The sequence below is a fragment of the Massilia jejuensis genome (genome assembly GCF_042656795.1).
Taxonomy (GTDB): domain Bacteria; phylum Pseudomonadota; class Gammaproteobacteria; order Burkholderiales; family Burkholderiaceae_D; genus Telluria; species Telluria jejuensis.
In genome coordinates, this window is record NZ_JBHSMS010000040.1 from 118,301 (window position 1) to 135,082 (window position 16,782).

At 63.6% G+C, this 16,782-nt stretch carries 14 protein-coding genes and 1 other RNA gene; 6 read left to right on the forward strand and 9 right to left on the reverse strand.

Going from position 1 to position 16,782, the window contains the following annotated elements:
- Window positions 1-40 precede the first annotated feature (40 nt).
- From ACFPOU_RS13630 to ACFPOU_RS13640, 3 genes are all read right to left on the reverse strand, one after another.
- Window positions 41-1,240 (reverse strand): right-handed parallel beta-helix repeat-containing protein, encoded by a 1,200-nt coding sequence (locus tag ACFPOU_RS13630; RefSeq protein WP_379722099.1) that lies wholly within the window; start codon window positions 1,238-1,240, stop codon window positions 41-43.
- A 337-nt stretch (window positions 1,241-1,577) separates the two neighbouring features.
- Window positions 1,578-3,797, reverse strand: a complete 2,220-nt coding sequence (locus ACFPOU_RS13635; RefSeq protein WP_379722101.1) for a S9 family peptidase — start codon at window positions 3,795-3,797, stop codon at window positions 1,578-1,580.
- 94 nt (window positions 3,798-3,891) lie between these two features.
- Window positions 3,892-5,298, reverse strand: coding sequence for an MATE family efflux transporter (locus tag ACFPOU_RS13640; protein ID WP_379722103.1), 1,407 nt, complete (start codon window positions 5,296-5,298; stop codon window positions 3,892-3,894).
- A 202-nt stretch (window positions 5,299-5,500) separates the two neighbouring features.
- On the opposite strand from ACFPOU_RS13640, the gene ACFPOU_RS13645 reads away from it, so the two are divergent.
- From ACFPOU_RS13645 to ACFPOU_RS13655, 3 genes are all read left to right on the forward strand, one after another.
- On the forward strand, window positions 5,501-6,403 hold the full coding sequence (locus ACFPOU_RS13645; RefSeq protein ID WP_379722105.1) for a DnaJ C-terminal domain-containing protein: 903 nt from the start codon (window positions 5,501-5,503) through the stop codon (window positions 6,401-6,403).
- A 21-nt stretch (window positions 6,404-6,424) separates the two neighbouring features.
- The gene (locus ACFPOU_RS13650) at window positions 6,425-6,736 is read left to right on the forward strand and encodes a MerR family transcriptional regulator (protein WP_379722107.1); all 312 of its coding nucleotides are present in this window, start codon (window positions 6,425-6,427) and stop codon (window positions 6,734-6,736) included.
- Between the two features lie 87 nt (window positions 6,737-6,823).
- Window positions 6,824-7,426, forward strand: a complete 603-nt coding sequence (locus ACFPOU_RS13655; protein ID WP_379722109.1) for a type 1 glutamine amidotransferase domain-containing protein — start codon at window positions 6,824-6,826, stop codon at window positions 7,424-7,426.
- A gap of 121 nt (window positions 7,427-7,547) precedes the next feature.
- On the opposite strand, the gene ACFPOU_RS13660 is transcribed toward ACFPOU_RS13655, so the two are convergent.
- The 6 genes from ACFPOU_RS13660 to ompA all read right to left on the reverse strand — a co-directional run bounded on the left by ACFPOU_RS13660 (window position 7,548) and on the right by ompA (window position 12,024).
- On the reverse strand, window positions 7,548-7,907 hold the full coding sequence (locus tag ACFPOU_RS13660; protein WP_379722111.1) for a hypothetical protein: 360 nt from the start codon (window positions 7,905-7,907) through the stop codon (window positions 7,548-7,550).
- Between the two features lie 584 nt (window positions 7,908-8,491).
- Window positions 8,492-8,850, reverse strand: a transfer-messenger RNA (tmRNA) gene (gene ssrA / locus ACFPOU_RS13665).
- Window positions 8,851-8,917: 67 nt separating this feature from the next.
- Window positions 8,918-9,622, reverse strand: coding sequence for a hypothetical protein (locus ACFPOU_RS13670; RefSeq protein WP_379722113.1), 705 nt, complete (start codon window positions 9,620-9,622; stop codon window positions 8,918-8,920).
- 90 nt (window positions 9,623-9,712) lie between these two features.
- A complete protein-coding gene (locus ACFPOU_RS13675; RefSeq protein WP_379722115.1) occupies window positions 9,713-10,414 on the reverse strand; it encodes an HAD family hydrolase in 702 nt (233 codons plus the stop codon).
- A gap of 39 nt (window positions 10,415-10,453) precedes the next feature.
- Window positions 10,454-11,155, reverse strand: coding sequence for a bifunctional 2-polyprenyl-6-hydroxyphenol methylase/3-demethylubiquinol 3-O-methyltransferase UbiG (gene ubiG, locus ACFPOU_RS13680; protein WP_379722117.1), 702 nt, complete (start codon window positions 11,153-11,155; stop codon window positions 10,454-10,456).
- A gap of 155 nt (window positions 11,156-11,310) precedes the next feature.
- A complete protein-coding gene (gene ompA / locus ACFPOU_RS13685; protein WP_379722119.1) occupies window positions 11,311-12,024 on the reverse strand; it encodes an outer membrane protein OmpA in 714 nt (237 codons plus the stop codon).
- A 400-nt stretch (window positions 12,025-12,424) separates the two neighbouring features.
- On the opposite strand from ompA, the gene gyrA reads away from it, so the two are divergent.
- From gyrA to serC, 3 genes are all read left to right on the forward strand, one after another.
- On the forward strand, window positions 12,425-15,043 hold the full coding sequence (gene gyrA / locus ACFPOU_RS13690; protein WP_379722121.1) for a DNA gyrase subunit A: 2,619 nt from the start codon (window positions 12,425-12,427) through the stop codon (window positions 15,041-15,043).
- Between the two features lie 67 nt (window positions 15,044-15,110).
- Window positions 15,111-15,638, forward strand: a complete 528-nt coding sequence (locus tag ACFPOU_RS13695; RefSeq protein ID WP_379722123.1) for a DUF2059 domain-containing protein — start codon at window positions 15,111-15,113, stop codon at window positions 15,636-15,638.
- 42 nt (window positions 15,639-15,680) lie between these two features.
- On the forward strand, window positions 15,681-16,769 hold the full coding sequence (gene serC, locus ACFPOU_RS13700; protein ID WP_379722125.1) for a 3-phosphoserine/phosphohydroxythreonine transaminase: 1,089 nt from the start codon (window positions 15,681-15,683) through the stop codon (window positions 16,767-16,769).
- Window positions 16,770-16,782: the final 13 nt, after the last annotated feature.

Consider the following 16,782-nt stretch of genomic DNA (forward strand, 5'->3'; position numbering starts at 1 on the left):
GGGGCCTTTTTTCCAGGTCTGCCGCTGCGGGAGCGGATGCTTACTCGATTTCGTAGGCGCCGATGTCGACCTTGGTGCCCAGGACCGCGCGTGCGGTGCCGGCAGCCAGATGCTTGTAGCTCGCCGCCGCGGCCAGCGACACGCCGCCGCTGGCCGGTGCCGGCGTCGAACCGGCATTCGCGATCAGCGCGCTCGTCAGCGGACGCAGGTCGTAGGCTGCCTTGTCGACGAAACCGAAGGCCAGCGACTGGTAATTTGTCGTCTTGGTGGCGGTCGTCTGGTTGGTGACCGTGCCGAAGCCGCTGAACAGGTTGTTGACCAGCTTGGCGCCGACCTTGGCATTGCGCACCATCACGAAGGTGCCGCGGTTGCCGTCGTCGTTGATGAAGGTATTGTTGATCACGTACAGATCGCTGTTGCGGTCGGTCCCGATGCCTTCTTCGCCGTAGGACACCATGGCTGGATTGTTCGAAGCCGCCGGCTGCATGATGACGTTGCCGATGATAAAGGTAGTACCGCCGTTCGGCACATTGATTTCGTAGCTGGGCTTGCCGGCGGCGGTGCTGCCGCTTTCCCCGCTGCGCAGGCTCGAGAAGCGGTTGTACGCGATCGTGTTGTAGAGGGCGCGCGACTTCAGGTTGTGGCCGACATGGGCATCGTGCGAGTAGTTGTAGCGGAAGGTCAACTTGCCGACCTTGCCGATATAGACATTGTGGCTGTAACCGTCGCCATAGCCGTTACGGCCGAATTCGTTGTTCTCGAGAATCACGGTGCTGGCGGTGTTCACGCCGCTCAGTACGCCGTTTTCGTTATTGTGCAGGAACGAGTTACGCAGGGTGAAATTGGTCCCTTCGAGACGCAAGGCAGCGCCGTTGCGCTCAGGCACCCTGGCACCGAGCATCTCCACATTGTCGATCACGATATTGCTGCCAACCACAACCCAGGTGCCCTTGCTCAGCGCGGCCTTGCCCGCGGCATCGATTTTCGGGCGGCCGTTGACGCCGCGGATGGTCAGGTTGCTCTTGTAGATGGCGCAGACATCGCCCGCGTAGGTACCGCCCTGGATTTCGATAAGGTCGCCGGCTTGCGCTGCGGCGAACGCCTTGCACGGTGTTGCATAGGTCTTGCCGGTACCGACGCTCAGCGTGGCAGCCGCGGCCGGTACGGCGACGGCGGCGCCCATGATCAGGGAAGCGAAGGCGAAAGTGATGCGAGTTGCGTTGGTACGGTTGGCTTGCATTTGGAAATATCCTCTAGTGCGTGCTCTTCTGAGCGTGTCTCAAGATCAGGAACACGGAGAATAACGCGAGGAATTAATTCCGGGGGGACATAAATTGTTACAAGAAACTTACAATTTTGCCCTTGTATTTAGCATTCCCATAGGAAAAGAACGCATTTGACGGCAAATGTAATCTCGTAAAAAAGTGTATCGGCGTCTCGTATACGAGACATCGCCATTGACATTCTCTTGATTTTTCCTAAATTCCCGTGGCAATGCGTGCAACATTTTTCAGCAGCCAAATAAAAAACCGGAAAGCCCGCTCAGGCATTCCGGCTTGTCGAGGGGTGGCGCAGGCTTACCTGGCCGCGGTGCCGCCCAAGTGCTTCTTGAAAAAGGATTCGATCAAGCCATACACATGGCGCTGGCTGGTACGGCCCGAGATGCCGTGCTTGGCGCCCGGATAGGTCATCAGATCGAACTGCACGTTGCGCTTGACCAGTTCGTCGATCAGGCGCGTGGTGTTCGAAAACAGCACGTTATCGTCGGCCATGCCATGCACCAGCAGCAGCGGCGACTTCACGCCGTCGAGGTGCGCGAACACGCCGCTGCGGGCGTAGGCTTGCGGGTCCGACTTCGGTGTGCCACCGACGAATTGCTCGGTGTAATGGGTGTCGTACAGTGCCCAGTCGGTCACCGGCGCCACCGACACGCCCATCGCGATCTTGTCCGACGCCGCCGCCAGCAGACGCAGGGTCATGAAGCCGCCATAGCTCCAGCCGAACACGCCGACGCGCCTGGCGTCGACGAAGCTCTGCCGGGCCAGCCAGTCGATGCCGGTGAGCTGGTCTTCGACTTCGTGCTTGCCCAGGTTGTTATGGATGACGTCGGTGAACCGGCGCTCGCGACGGCTCGAGCCGCGGTTATCCAGGCGGAACACCACGAAGCCTTGCTGCGCCATGTACTGGTCGAAATAATTGCCCCAGGCACGGGTGACACGCTGCGAGTGCGGGCCACCGTACGTGAACAGGAAGACCGGATAACGCTTGGTCGCGTCAAAATTGGCCGGCTTGATCATCGAGTAGTGCAGGGTCTGGCCATCGTTCGCCTGAATGGTGCCGTAGTCGGTCGGCAGCAGGTCCGGCAGGTAGGGGGCGAAGGGGTGATTGGCGTCGAGCTCGTTACGCTCGAGCCACTGCACCATCGCGCCGTCGGCACGCCGGATCGACACTTGCGGCGGGGTGCGCGGGTTCGAATAGGTGTCGACGAAGATCTTGCCGTTGTTCGCGAAGGCCGCTTCGTGCCAGCCGTCGCCGGCCGTGATGCGCGCCGGCTTCGCGGCCAGGCTGCCGTCCAGCGCCAGCGCATAGGTTTGCTTGTCGATGACGGCATCCTTGTTCGACGAGACGTACACCTTGCCGGCAGCTTCGTCCACGGCCAGTACGCTGTCGATGCCCCATTCGCCGCGCGAGATCGGGTTCAGCAGCTTGCCGTTCAGGTCGTACAGGTAGAGGTGGTTGCGGCCCGAGCGCTCCGAAGCCCAGATGAAGGCCGGACGGTGCTTCAGGAAGCGCAGGTCGTTGTGGATGCTGACCCAGGTCGTCGAGGTTTCGGTGAGCAGGGTGCGCTGGGCCAGGGTGGCGGCGTCGACGGCGACCAGGTCGAGACGCTTCTGGTCGCGCGCCTGGCGCTGGTAGACCAGGGTCTTGCTGTCGGCGCTCCAGTCGGCGCGCACCAGGTAGATGTCTTTCTCGGCGCCGAGGTCGACCTTGCGCGAGATGCCTGTTTCCGGCGACACGATGAACAGGTCGACCAGCACGTTCGGGTCGCCCGCGGCCGGATAGTGCTGGTCGATCACCTCGGTACGGTCGGCGAAGATTTCGAAGCGGCGCACCACCGGCACCGGCGCTTCGTCGTAGCGTTTGTACGCAACGGCGGAGTCGTCCGGCGCCCAGTAGTAACCGGTGGTCTGGTCCATTTCTTCCTGGGCCACGAACTCGGCTTCGGCATTGTGCACGGTCCCCTTGCCGTCCTGCGTCAGCTGGCGCTCGGCGCCGGTCTTGAGGTCGATCACGACCAGGTTCTGGTTGCGGACAAACGAAACGTAGCGGCCCTTCGGCGAAATCTTCGGATCGAGCACATTACCGGTTGCCACCTTGCGCGCGCCTTCCGGCCTGGCGGCGTCGACCAGGTACAGGTCGCCGCCGATCGGCACCAGCAACTGCTTGCCGTCAGGCGACCAGCTATAGCTCAGGATGCCCGACAGGCTGGCGGTACGGGCGCGCTCGCGCCGTGCCTTTTCCTCGAGCGACAGGTTTTCGTTCGGAACGAGCTTCTTGGAGTCGACCAGGCGCTGCATGGTCTTGTCCTTTAGGTTGTATTCCCACAGGTCTTGCTGGAACTGGTTATCTTCGCGGCCACGCAGGAAGGTCACGCGCTCGCCGTCGGGAGAGACACGCAGGTTTTTCACGCCCGGACCTGCAAGCGATGGGTCCGCATGGATGCGGTCGAGTGTCAGGCGTTCCGCCGAAGCGGGCGCGGCCGCAAGCGCGGCCAGGAGGCAGAGGAGAAGGCGCATTGGTTGTCTCGTTGAAAGTTAGCTTTATGCAACGGACGAGACGATACCAGAGTCCACCTCCGAAATCAGTACTTACTCCAGGAATACCACGTTCTCAATGCGCGGCGGCGGATGCCCGCTGGCGCGACAGGCGCTCCATCGACCAGGTCAGCAACACGGCGGCGATCGTCAGCCCCAGCACCAGCCCGATCCAGAAGCCCGTCGATTCCATCGGCACGCTGGGCGACCAGGGGAACCAGCCCGGCGCAATGCCGAGAATATAGCCCAGCGGCAGCGAGAAACCCCAGAAGGCGACCAGCTGGATGAGCATCGGCGGACGCGTGACCTGGTAGCCGCGAATCGCCGAGGCCGTGGCGACCTGGGTCGCATCCGACAGCTGGAACAGGGCCGCGAACAGCAGCAGGTGCACGCAGGCTTGCTGCACCGCCGGGTCCGACGTGTAGGCGCGCGCGATTTCCCAGCGGAAGAGGGCGATGCACGCCGCCGACAGCAGCCCGAAGGCGACCGACATCCCGACGCCGACGCGCGCGACGAATTGCGCGCGCAGCGGATCGCCTTCGCCCATCGCCTGGCCGACGCGGGTGAGCAGGCCGATGCCGAAGCTGAGCGGCACCATGAACACCAGCGAGGCGAAGTTCAGCGCGATCTGGTGCGCCGAGACCTGGATGACGCCGAAGCGCGCCACCAGCAGGCTGATCAATCCAAACGCGCTGACCTCGGCGAAATAGGTCACGCCGATCGGCAGGCCCAGGCGCAGCATGCCGCGGATTGCATTCCAGTCGGGACCTTCCCAGCCGGTGAACGGATAGGTCATGCGGTAGACGGGCGCCACCCTGATCCAGGCCAGCATGGCAACGAGCATCAGCCACATGCCGATGGCGGTCGAGACGGCGCAGCCGACCGCGCCCATTTGGGGAAAGCCCCAGTTGCCGAACACCAGCAGCCAGTTGCTGGCGATATTGAAGAGCAGGCCGAGGAGCGCGATGACCATGATCGGCTTGGTCTCGTTGATGCTGGTCGTGTAGCCGTACAGCGCGCGGTAGCAGGCAAAGGCCGGCATGCCGATGCTGGTGACGTGCAGGAAGAGGGCGGCGCGGTCGGCCACCGCCTGGTCCAGGCCGATATGATCGAACAGCAGCGTGCACAGGTTGGTGGCGGCGAGGGCGACCAGGCCGATGCCCGCGCCTTTCCACAGCGCCTGGCGCACCGCGTGCGGAATCCTGTCGTAGCGTCCGCCGCCGATGTCGTGCGCCACCACGGTATTGATCGACATCATGATGCCCATCACCGTTACCAGCACGATCGACCAGACCGAGGCGCCCAGCGAGACGGCCGCCAGTTCCTCCGCGCTCACGTGTCCCGTCATCGCCACGTCGGCCACGCCCATGCCGACGGTGGCCAGCTGCCCCACCAGCATCGGCCAGGACAGCTTCCAGAGGGTAGCGATCTCGAGGCGGATGGGGGAAGCCGAAGCGGCGACGGTGGTGGTCGTGGAAGTCATGGGCAAGCCGGAGGCGGAAACCTGTGATTTTACTGTCTAAGCACCTGGCTCGGTAGGGAGGAGTGGATGGGTTCTCCGTGCCGAGACCTTGGACCGGCGCCTGGCGTGCATGGCATTTCCGGCCACGAGAAGGCGGGAGCTTTATTTTCGCTGCGCCCGGCCCCATCTGTCGGGCAACGAGCAACCAATCCGGGAGTGCACTGTGGAATACAAGGACTATTACCAGACCCTTGGCCTCGACAGGAACGCGAGCGCGGACGACATCAAGAAGGCGTACCGGAAAATGGTGCGCAAGTACCATCCCGATGTCAGCAAGCACGAGGACGCGGACGCGAAGACCAAGGAAATCAACGAAGCCTACGAGGTGCTGGGCGACGCCGAAAAGCGCGCCGCCTACGATGCGCTCGGGCGCAGCCATCATGCGGGCGAGCAATTCCGTCCGCCGCCGGACTGGGGCGAGCGATACGACTTCGCGGGTGCCGGGGGCGAGGACTTCTTCGCCGACCTGTTCGCGCATGTCGGCCGCCAGCGCCGCGGCGGCTTCCAGATGCGCGGCGACGATATCCACGCCGCCATCACGATCGACCTGACCGATGCCTACCGCGGCGCCACCCGCACCGTGAGCCTGCGCGTGCCGCGGCAGGGAGCGGCGGGGCGTGCCACGATGCAGGAAAAGACGCTCAACGTGAACATCCCGCGCGGGGTCACGCCGGGGCAGCAGCTGCGCCTGGCCGGGCAGGGCCACGAAGGCCATGGCGGCGCCGGGCCGGGCGACCTGTACCTGGAGATCGGCTTCGCGCCCGATCGGCGTTACCGCGTCGAGGGCGCGCATGTGTACCAGAACGTGCCGGTCACGCCCTGGGAGGCCGCGCTGGGCGGTCCGGTCGCGGTGCCGACGCCGTCGGGCACGGTCGAGGTGACGATTCCGGCCGGCTCGCAGAGCGGGCGCAAGCTGCGCTTGAAGGGCAAGGGCATTCCGGCCAATCCGCCGGGCGATCTCTACCTGATCCTGGACGTGGTGCTGCCGCCGGCAAATACCGAGAAGGCGCGTGCGATTTACCAGGCGATGGCGCGCGACCTGGCCTTCAATCCGCGCGTCGCCTGAATCTTGCTGGAGGAACGAAGGATGAAAGCGAACCAGATTGTGACGGGGGTCCTGGTCGACGAAGCGGCCCTGGATCTCGATGAGCTGGCCCGGGCCTGCCGGGTCGAGCCGGACTGGGTGGTACGCCATGTGGAGGCGGGCGTGCTGGGTGGCGAGGCCGAGGTGACGGCCCTGCGCTTTCGCAGCAGCGACCTGGCGCGGGCGCGCCGCCTGCTCGAGCTGGAGCGCCATTTCGATGCCAACGAGGACCTGGCGGCGCTGGTCATCGACCTGGCCGACGAGGTGCGCCGGCTGCGCGCGCGCCTGCGCACCCTGGGCTTGAAGGACGCCTGAAGGACGCCTGAAGCGCGCGCCGTGCGGACGTGCGCCCTCCTAGAATCGTCTTGGATGCATGACGGACAATCACATCGAGGAGGTCACATGGAACTGGAACAAGAACAGGATGACGGCAAGGCGCTGCAGGGCAAGCGCATTGCGGTCCTGATGACGGACGGCGTCGAGCAGGTCGAGTACACGGGGCCGCGCAGTTTCCTGGAAGGCGAGGGCGCCGAAGTGGTCCTGATCTCGCCCAAGCAGGCAGGCGAAAGCGTGCAGGGGATGCACCATGACGCCAAGGGTGACACCTTCCGGGTCGAGCTGAACGTCAAGGACGCCAGGCCGGGCGACTACGATGCGCTGGTGCTGCCGGGCGGCGAACAGAATCCGCTCGCGCTGCGCAAGAGTCCGGAGTCGATCGCCTTCATCCGCGACTTCTACGCCGAGGACAAGCCGATCGCCGCCATCTGCCACGCGCCCTGGGTCCTGATCGATGCCGGCATCGCCGAGTCGAAAAGCCTGACGAGCTGGCCGGAGATCCAGGACGACATGAGGGCAGCCGGGGCCGAATGGACCGACCAGGAAGTGGTGATCGACGAAAAGCTGATCACGAGCCGCAAGCCGGCGGACATTCCGGCGTTTAACCGGGCGCTGAAGCAGGAGCTGATGATTTCGCCGGAGATGGCCGATATCGGGCCGTCGTCGTAAACTGCTTTTCTTCGTTGCCTGCGCGGGGGCGGCGTGATCGGGACGCCGCGCCCTGAGCTCGCTGCAGCCCGTCCGGCGTCCGCGCGGACGCCGGGAGTCCCTGCTGCCGGGAGGGTGCGGATTATTGCGGCTTGCGCAAGCCGTAGTTGGGTTCGCGTTCGATGTACATGGCGAAGTGGACGATCATCGCGCCGTTCACGCCCTGACCGACGACGCGGCCGGTGACCTTGTCCTTGCCCCACATTCCCAGGTCGAGATTGCCGGAGAAAGCGCTTGCCTGCACGAAGGGAATGCTGATGCGGGCGTTGCCGGAGCTGCCGTCGATCTTCAGGTCCGCAGGGGTTGGCTCGCCTTCTTTTTCGACGGCGTGGATGGTGATTTTCGTGCCGCGCAGCTCGGCGGGAGAAAGAAGGGCTTCTTCGTTGGGGCCGATGATGAAGGAGGTGGAGAAGAAGACTTCTTTGTTGTTAATTTTAAGCATGGAGTGGGCCTCAGGTGGATTGATGGCAATATAGTAACAGCGTCTGGCGGAAGGGCTGGATTACTTAGGTTTTGGCAGCGTGAGCGCTGGAAGGTAGCAAGGTAGGGTCAGAAAGGTAGGGAAGGTAGGGTCAAGTCTGAAAGGTGGGGTCAGGAAGGTGGCACAGGAAGGTGGGGTCAAGTCTGACATTCGGACACACAGGAAGGTGGGGTCAAGTCCACAGGAAGGTGGGGTCAAGTCTGACATTCGGACACGAGCTCTGCCTTTGGGAAGGTGGGGAAGGTGGGGTCAAGTCTGACATTCGGACACGAGCTCTGCCTTTGGGCTCGGTCTCGAATTTGCAGACTCATCAGTTGATCAGCGCAAGGCAAGAAATCGCTGCGCGATTGCCGCCGGTCGGCGAATCGGGCAGCCGTCGCGTCCGGAGGCGCAACGTCGCTCGCAAGCACGCAGCTGCGCGGCTCGAAACCCCTGCTCGCCCCTCGTCCGTTCCGGATTCGGTGTCGATTCCGACGCCGAAACGACACCGCACAACGAGAACAGCCCCGCTGGCTTTCGCCGGCGGGGCTGTTGTCGTTATGCGGTGGTGGAGGCGGAGGGAATCGAACCCTCGTCCGCAAGCACTCTACAGACAGTTCTACATACTTAGCACTATCATTTAATTTAACCGGTACAACGGGGATGTGCACCCTGTGTACCAGCGAGTTACCTTAAATTTCGGAAGCAACCAAGTAACCCGGTTGAGTCCTAGCCTCTGTAAATGACTCTACTTGCCTTGCGGCCCACCCCAGAGGCGAGGTAGTGTAGAGCTAGCAGCAATTAAGCTGCGAGTGCGTACGAGTTATCGTTTGCAGTTATTGATTTCTGGATGTATTTACGAGGTAACCAGTCCTCGGTATGCCCTGCGCTGCTTTGCAACCCACGTCGAAACCAGGTCGCCCCCAACGAAACTCCATTGTACTCCAATCGCGGACCGTGTGTAGCGCGTCCGCGACCGGATCGCGTCAAGCTTACTGCCCGGCGCGCTTGGCCACTTCGTTGCCGAGATAGCCGCCGCCGATGATGCCGGCCAGGGTGGCGAGCTTCTTGCCGTTGCCGCCGCCGACCTGGTTGCCGATCAGGCCGCCGATGACGGCGCCGGTGCCGATGCCGACATAACTAGGCTGGGAAGGCGCCGGGGCCGGTGCAGGGGCGGCGCGGTAGGTCGGCTCTTCGTAGCGCACACGCTGCGGAGCCGGACGGTGCTCGACGATGCGGCGCTCGACGACGCGCTCGACCACGCGCGGCTTCTGCACCGCGGCTTTTTTCACGACCGGGGCCGCTTCCTGCTTCACGATCACCACCGGCGCGGACGGATTGTTGGCCGACTGGATGTAGGTCGTCGTGCCTGGCGCGGCGCTCACCACCATCGGGGCGGCCTGTGCCGGATACGCGGCGGCCTGTGCCGGGTACTGGTTCGGCGCGGCAGCAGCCAGGGTGGCCTGGGCGGCGGCGTATTGGTTCGGTGCGGCAACCTGCAACTGCCCGGCGGCCTGCGGGGCGAGCGGCATGCCGGCGGTAGGCTGCAGGGCCGCTTGCGGCTCGGGAGCGCTGCGCGACGTCGGCAGCATGCCGGTGATCGCGGCGGCGCCGGTCAGGCTGACGATGATCACCGATGCGGCTGCGGCGGCCATCAGGGGATGAATGCGGGTGGCGGTTGCGGTGGTGGTGTTCATTGTCTGCTCCATCTGTTGTCGCGTTGTCGATGGAGTCAGATTACCGATGACGTCAGTTACACGGTAGACAGAAATCGGTATCAATCGTAATCAGATGTAAGTGGATTCCGCCGCGCGGGTGACGTTGAGCAGCAGTTCCAGCAGGTCGAGCGGCGTGGCGCAGAGGACGTCGGCGCCCCAGTCCTGCGGTTCGATCGCGCCGCAATAGCCCCAGGCGCATGCCACCGTGAGCATGCCGGCGGCGCGCCCGGCCTCGATGTCGCGCAGGTCGTCGCCCACATACCAGCAGTCGCCCGGCGCGATGTCCAGGCGGCGCGCCCCTTCGAGCAGGGGCGCAGGATGCGGTTTGGCATGCGGCATGGTGTCACCCGAGACGATGCAGCCGGCGTGCGCCAGGCCGATCTGCGGAATCAGCGGATCGGTGAAGCGCGCCGGCTTGTTGGTGACGACGCCCCAGGCCATGCCGGCATCCTCGATGCCCTGCAAGAGCGTAACGATGCCGTCGAACAGGGTACTGTGCACGGCCATGTTCGACTGGTAGCGCTCGAACCACTGGAGGCGCAATTCCTCGTAGCCGTCGTCGCCGGGCGCCAGGCCGAAAGCGGCGCCGATCATGCCGCGCGCGCCGGCCGAGGCGGTCGGACGCAGCACGCTGTAGGGCGTCGGCGCCATGCCGCGCTCGGTGCGCAGCCAGTTGACGGCGGCGGCGAGGTCGGGCGCGGTATCGGCCAGGGTGCCGTCGAGGTCGAACAGGACGGCACGCGGTGCCTGGATGGAAGCAGGGAAGGTCATCGAATCAGGAGCGTAAAAGGTTGCGTCGAACGGGCCCGGTCACACAGGCTTGGTACAGGCCACCATGTAGTTCACATCGGTGTCGTTGTTGAGCGAGTAAATCTTGGTCAGCGGATTGTAGGTCAATCCCTTCATGCCTTCGACTTGCAAGCCGGCGGCGCGCACGAATTGCGACAGCTCGGCCGGGGTCAGGAACTTGCCGTAGTCGTGGGTGCCGCGCGGCAGCATGCGCAGCACGTATTCGGCGCCGATCACGGCCAGCAGATAGGCCTTGGGATTGCGGTTGATGGTCGAAAAGAACAGGTGGCCGCCCGGTTTCGCCAGGGCGGCGGCGGCGCGCACGATCGAGGCCGGGTCCGGCACGTGCTCGAGCATTTCCATGCAGGTGACGACGTCGTACTGGCCGGGTTCCTCGAGCGCCATGTCTTCGGCGGCGATCAGCTTGTAGCGCACATCGACGCCCGACTCCAGGCCATGCAGGTCGGCGACCTTCAATGCCTTTTTCGACAAGTCGATGCCGGTCACTTTCGCACCCTTGCGCGCCATCGATTCGGACAGCACGCCGCCACCGCAACCGATGTCGATCACGTTCTTGCCGGCCAGGGGCGCGCGCGCGTTGATCCATTCCAGGCGCAGCGGGTTAATTTCGTGCAAAGGGCGAAATTCGGAGGTCGGGTCCCACCAGCGGTGGGCCAGCTCGCTGAACTTGCTGATTTCGAGAGGGTCGGCGTTCGTATTCATAGGTCGGAATAATAGCGGGAAATATTGGGATACGACGGACAAAATGTCCGGTGCGGATGGCGCTGGCGACGGCGCGCCTCGCCCTCGGTGAGCACTCAGGCGCCTGCAGGCGAAAAAAAACCCCGCCGCAGCGGGGTTCTGATACCGCAACCAGATTACTGCTGGCGGGTACGGGTGCCGACGACTTCGATCTCGACGCGGCGATTCTTCGCGCGGCCAGCCGAGCTCTTGTTGTCAGCGACAGGCTGCTTCTCGCCCTTGCCTTCGGTGTAGACGCGGTTGGCGTCGATGCCCTTGCTCTGCAGATAAGCCTTGACCGATTCGGCGCGGCGGATCGACAGCTTCTGGTTGTAGGCATCGGTGCCGATCGAATCGGTGTGGCCGACGGCGATGATGACTTCCAGGTTCATGTCGCCCAGCTTCGAGGTCAGCTCGTCGAGCGACTTCTTGCCTTCAGGCTTGAGGACGGCTTTGTCGAAATCGAAGAAGGCGTCAGCCGAGTAGCTCACTTTTTCCGAGGTCGGCACAGGCGCCGGTGCCGGGGCTGGTGCCGGGGCAGGGGCGGGCGCGGCTTCGACCGGCGGCGGTGGCGGAGCGACGCACTTGCCGTTTTCCAGTTTTTCAGGCGGCACGCACAATGGCGCGTCGCAGCCCGGGACCGCGTCGGCCGGGGTCCAGTAGCCGGTACGCCAGCACAGGCCGAAAGGATCGCGCGCGATCACGCCGCGGCTGTCCTGGACGTACGCGCTGTACGGCTTGTTCGCCTGGATGTCGGTCGTCAGCGGCGCATACGGCGGTGCGCTTTGTGCGAACGCACTGCCAGCCATCGCTGCCGAAGCTGCGAGCATGAGGGTTGCAATCTTCTTCATATTTTTAGTTCCTTTCGGTTTTATATCTTTTCGTTGCGAAACTTGTGCCATTCACGACAACGTAGGCAGAATATTAACACCAATTGCAGTCGCGTTCGTTTCGCATTATGAAACAAGCAATTAACTTCTCGGCCATTTTGCCACATTCGCCACAACAGTACGACCCGCGGCTGCGCAATCGCCGTGCATGTCACAGCCTCGTTGTTTCTGCGCAACAACCTATTGTTAGCGCACGTTAGCTTGACGAATGTTTATGACATGAATGTGTCAGATCAACAACTGATCGAAAAAACCGGCGGGCGCGTCACCCCGGCGGCAAAAGTCGCCCGCTGTATAGGTGCATGATAGAATCATTGGCTAGCACCCATAACCATTAGCCTGAAAGCAATCGACCCGCCCCATGGATCAATTCGCAAAAGAAACAGTCCCGATTTCCCTTGAAGAAGAGATGCGCAAGAGCTATCTCGATTACGCCATGAGCGTGATCGTCGGCCGCGCGCTGCCGGATGTGCGCGACGGCTTGAAGCCGGTCCACCGCCGCGTCCTCTTCTCCATGCACGAAAGTAATTACAATTACAACCGCCCGTACGTGAAGTGCGCGCGCGTGGTCGGCGACACCATGGGCAAGTACCACCCGCACGGCGACTCGTCGATCTACGACACGCTGGTCCGGATGGCCCAGGACTTTTCGCTGCGCTACACGCTCGTCGACGGCCAGGGCAATTTCGGCTCGATCGACGGCGACAGTGCCGCGGCAATGCGGTATACCGAGTGCCGCCTCGACAGGATCGCCGCCGAGCTGCTGGCCGACATCGACAAGGACACGGTCGACTTCCAGCCGAACTATGATGGCAAGGAAAAAGAACCGACGGTCCTGCCGACCAAGATCCCTAACCTGCTGATCAATGGTTCCTCCGGCATCGCGGTCGGCATGGCGACCAATATCCCGCCGCATAACCTGTCGGAAGTCATCAACGGCGCCCAGCACCTGCTGCGCCATCCGGATTGCACGATCGACGAACTGATCGAACTGATCCCGGCGCCGGACTTCCCGACCGCCGGCATCATCTATGGCGTCTCGGGCGTGCGCGACGGTTACCGTACCGGGCGCGGGCGCGTGGTGATGCGCGCCAAGACCCACTTCGAAGAGTATGGCAAGGATGGCGGCCGGATCGCGATCATCATCGACGAGCTGCCGTATCAGGTGAACAAGAAGTCGCTGCTCGAGCGCATCGCCGAGAACGTGCGCGACAAGAAGCTCGAGGGCATTTCCGACATCCGCGACGAGTCCGACAAGTCGGGCATGCGCGTGGTGATCGAACTGAAACGCGGCGAAGTGCCGGAAGTGGTGCTGAACAACCTGTATAAGCAGACCCAGCTCCAGGACACCTTCGGCATGAACATGGTGGCGCTGGTCAACGGCCAGCCGAAGCTGCTGAACCTCAAGCAGATGCTCGAGTGCTTCCTGTCGCACCGGCGCGAAGTCGTCACGCGCCGCACCGTGTTCGAGCTGCGCAAGGCGCGCGAACGCGGCCACATGCTCGAAGGCCTGGCCGTCGCGCTGGCCAACATCGACGACTTCATCGCCATCATCAAGGCCGCGCCGACGCCGCCGGTGGCGAAGATGGAACTGATGCAGCGCGCCTGGGATTCGTCCCTGGTGCGCGAGATGCTGCTGCGTACCGCCGAGGGCAGCACCATCGGCGGCATCGACGCCTTCCGTCCGGAGCACCTGCCGAAGCACTACGGCATGCAGCAGGACGGCCTGTACAAGCTCTCCGACGAGCAGGCCCAGGAAATCCTGCAAATGCGCCTGCAGCGCCTGACCGGCCTGGAGCAGGACAAGATCGTCAACGAGTACAAGGAGGTGATGTCGCACATCGCCGACCTGCTCGACATCCTGTCGCGCCCGGAGCGCGTGACGACCATCATCAGCGACGAGATGGTCCAGATCAAGAGCGACTACGCCGAGAACGGCAAGGACGCGCGCCGCTCGGCCATCGAGCACAACGCCAGCGACCTGGACACCGAAGACCTGATCACGCCGCAGGACATGGTGGTGACCTTGTCGCACACCGGCTACATGAAGTCGCAGCCGATCGCCGAATACCGCGCCCAAAAGCGCGGCGGCCGCGGCAAGCAGGCGATGGCGACGAAGGACGAAGACTGGATCGACCAGCTCTTCATCGCCAACACCCACGACTACATGCTGTGCTTCTCGAACCGCGGCCGCATGTACTGGCTGAAGGTGTGGGAAGTGCCGCAGGGTTCGCGCAATTCGCGCGGCAAGCCGATCGTCAACATGTTCCCGCTGCAGGACAACGAGAAGATCACGGTCATCCTGCCGCTGTCGGGCGAAAACCGCAGCTTCCCGGAACACCACTACGTCTTCATGTCGACGTCGCTGGGCACCGTGAAGAAGACGCCGCTGAAGGACTTCAGCAATCCGCGCAAGGCCGGCATCATCGCGGTCGACCTCGACGAGGGCGACTTCCTGATCGGCGCCGCGCTGACCGACGGCGAGCACGACGTGATGCTGTTCTCGGACGCCGGCAAGGCCGTGCGCTTCGACGAGAACGATGTGCGCCCGATGGGCCGTACCGCGCGCGGTGTGCGCGGCATGAACCTGGAAGAAGGCCAGAACGTGATCGCGCTCCTGGTGGCGGAGAACGAGCAGCAGTCGGTCCTGACGGCCACCGAGAACGGCTTCGGCAAGCGTACCCCGATCACGGAGTACACCCGCCATGGTCGCGGCACGAAAGGCATGATCGCGATCCAGACGAGCGAGCGCAACGGCAAGGTGGTCGCCGCGACCCTGGTCGATGTGAGCGACGAGATCATGCTGATCACGACCGGCGGCGTCCTGATCCGCACTCGCGTGGCCGAGATCCGCGAGATGGGCCGCGCCACGCAAGGCGTCACCCTGATCGCGGTCGAAGACGGCACCAAGCTGTCGGGCTTGCAGCGCATCGTCGAGACCGACCTGGAAGAGGTCGAGCTCGAAGCGGCGCCGCAGTAACAACCCATGGAAGGGGAGGGCGCGGCCCTCCCTTTTGTTTTTTTGAATCGTCAAGCCTGGAGTTATCATGAAACGTCTCATTGCACTGTGTTGCGCACTGGCCCTGTCGGGCTCCGCCCTGGCCCAGGCGCCGGTGGCCGATCCCGCCGCGGCCGCGAGCGTCAAGGAACTGCTGACGATCATGAAGTACCGCGAGCAGCTGGCCGCGCGCCTGCGGCAAACGGCCCAGGCCATGCCGCATGTGCTGGCCAAGGCGCAGGCCGACCGCATCAACGCCAACAAGGCGCTGACGGACGCGCAGAAGAAGGCCGAGCTGGCCATCGTCTCGAACGGTATCCCGCGCGTGGTCGAGGGCGGGCAGCGCATGCTGGCCGATCCGAAGCTGGTCGACGACATCTTCGAGCGCATCGTGCCGATCTATGCGCGCCGCTTCACGCAGGCCGAGATCGACGAGCTGCTGGCCTTCTACAAGCGCCCGGTGGCGGCCAAGATGCTGGCGCTGAGCCCGCAATTGACGCAGGAGGCGAACCAGATCGCCCTGGACATGCTGAAGGAGCGCCTGGCGGCAACGGCCGCCCAGCAGCAGCGCAAGTAAGCGACCCGGCGGAACGGAAGCGAATAAGGAGCAGATAAGCCAGTGACCCAGATCTTCAATTTCTCGGCCGGCCCGGCCGTCCTCCCGAAAGAAGTGCTGCAGCAGGCCGCCAGCGAAATGCTCGACTGGCACGGCAGCGGCATGTCGGTGATGGAGATGAGCCATCGCGGTCCCGAATTCATCGCCATCTACCGGCAGGCCGAAGCCGACCTGCGCGAACTGCTGGCGGTCCCGTCGAACTACAAGATCCTGTTCATGCAGGGCGGGGGACTCGGGCAGAACGCCATCATTCCGCTCAACCTGCTGGGCCGCGTGGGCACGCCGGCGACCATCGACTTCGTCCACACCGGTTCCTGGTCGGGCAAGTCGATCAAGGAAGCGGCGCGCTACGCCGATGTCAACGTGGCCGCTTCCAGCCAGGCCGAAGGCTTTACCCGCGTGCCGCCGCAGGAGAGCTGGCGCCTGACCGAGGGCGCCGCCTACCTGCACGTCTGCACCAACGAAACCATCGACGGCGTCGAATACAACTTCGTGCCGCGCGCACCGGCCGGCGTGCCGGTCGTCGCCGACATGTCCTCGCACATCCTGTCGCGCCAGATCGACGTGGCGCGCTACGGCGTGATCTTCGCCGGCGCCCAGAAGAACATCGGACCGGCCGGCCTGACCCTGGTGATCGTGCGCGAGGATCTGCTGGACTACGCGCTGCCGATCTGCCCGTCCGCCTTCCACTGGAAGAACGTGGCCGAGCACGAGTCGATGTTCAATACGCCGCCGACGTATGCGATCTACATCGCCGGGCTCGTGTTCGCGCACCTGAAGGCGCACGGTGGCGTGGCGGCGATGGAAGCGCGTAATATCCAAAAGGCCGACTTGCTGTACGCGGCGCTCGATGCCGACGACTTCTATCGCAACCGCGTCGAGGTTTCATGTCGCTCACGCATGAATATCCCGTTTTATTTACGCGACGAATCACTGAATGAATCTTTCCTGGCCGGCGCGAAGGCGCGCGGGCTGCTGCAGCTGAAGGGCCACAAGTCCGTCGGGGGCATGCGGGCGTCGATCTACAATGCGATGCCGATCGAAGGGGTGCAGGCCCTGGTCGATTATTTGAACGAGTTTGCAGGCAGATAGACCGCGCGCGTCG

What these genes read in the sequence shown, in the direction of transcription:
- ACFPOU_RS13630 (WP_379722099.1), bottom strand. Translation starts at nt 1,240, where the DNA reads ATGCAAGCCAACCGTACCAACGCAACTCGCATCACTTTCGCCTTCGCT.
- ACFPOU_RS13635 (WP_379722101.1), bottom strand. Translation starts at nt 3,797, where the DNA reads ATGCGCCTTCTCCTCTGCCTCCTGGCCGCGCTTGCGGCCGCGCCCGCT.
- ACFPOU_RS13640 (WP_379722103.1), bottom strand. Translation starts at nt 5,298, where the DNA reads ATGACTTCCACGACCACCACCGTCGCCGCTTCGGCTTCCCCCATCCGC.
- ACFPOU_RS13650 (WP_379722107.1), top strand. Translation starts at nt 6,425, where the DNA reads ATGAAAGCGAACCAGATTGTGACGGGGGTCCTGGTCGACGAAGCGGCC.
- ACFPOU_RS13655 (WP_379722109.1), top strand. Translation starts at nt 6,824, where the DNA reads ATGGAACTGGAACAAGAACAGGATGACGGCAAGGCGCTGCAGGGCAAG.
- ACFPOU_RS13660 (WP_379722111.1), bottom strand. Translation starts at nt 7,907, where the DNA reads ATGCTTAAAATTAACAACAAAGAAGTCTTCTTCTCCACCTCCTTCATC.
- ACFPOU_RS13670 (WP_379722113.1), bottom strand. Translation starts at nt 9,622, where the DNA reads ATGAACACCACCACCGCAACCGCCACCCGCATTCATCCCCTGATGGCC.
- ACFPOU_RS13675 (WP_379722115.1), bottom strand. Translation starts at nt 10,414, where the DNA reads ATGACCTTCCCTGCTTCCATCCAGGCACCGCGTGCCGTCCTGTTCGAC.
- ubiG (WP_379722117.1), bottom strand. Translation starts at nt 11,155, where the DNA reads ATGAATACGAACGCCGACCCTCTCGAAATCAGCAAGTTCAGCGAGCTG.
- ompA (WP_379722119.1), bottom strand. Translation starts at nt 12,024, where the DNA reads ATGAAGAAGATTGCAACCCTCATGCTCGCAGCTTCGGCAGCGATGGCT.
- gyrA (WP_379722121.1), top strand. Translation starts at nt 12,425, where the DNA reads ATGGATCAATTCGCAAAAGAAACAGTCCCGATTTCCCTTGAAGAAGAG.
- ACFPOU_RS13695 (WP_379722123.1), top strand. Translation starts at nt 15,111, where the DNA reads ATGAAACGTCTCATTGCACTGTGTTGCGCACTGGCCCTGTCGGGCTCC.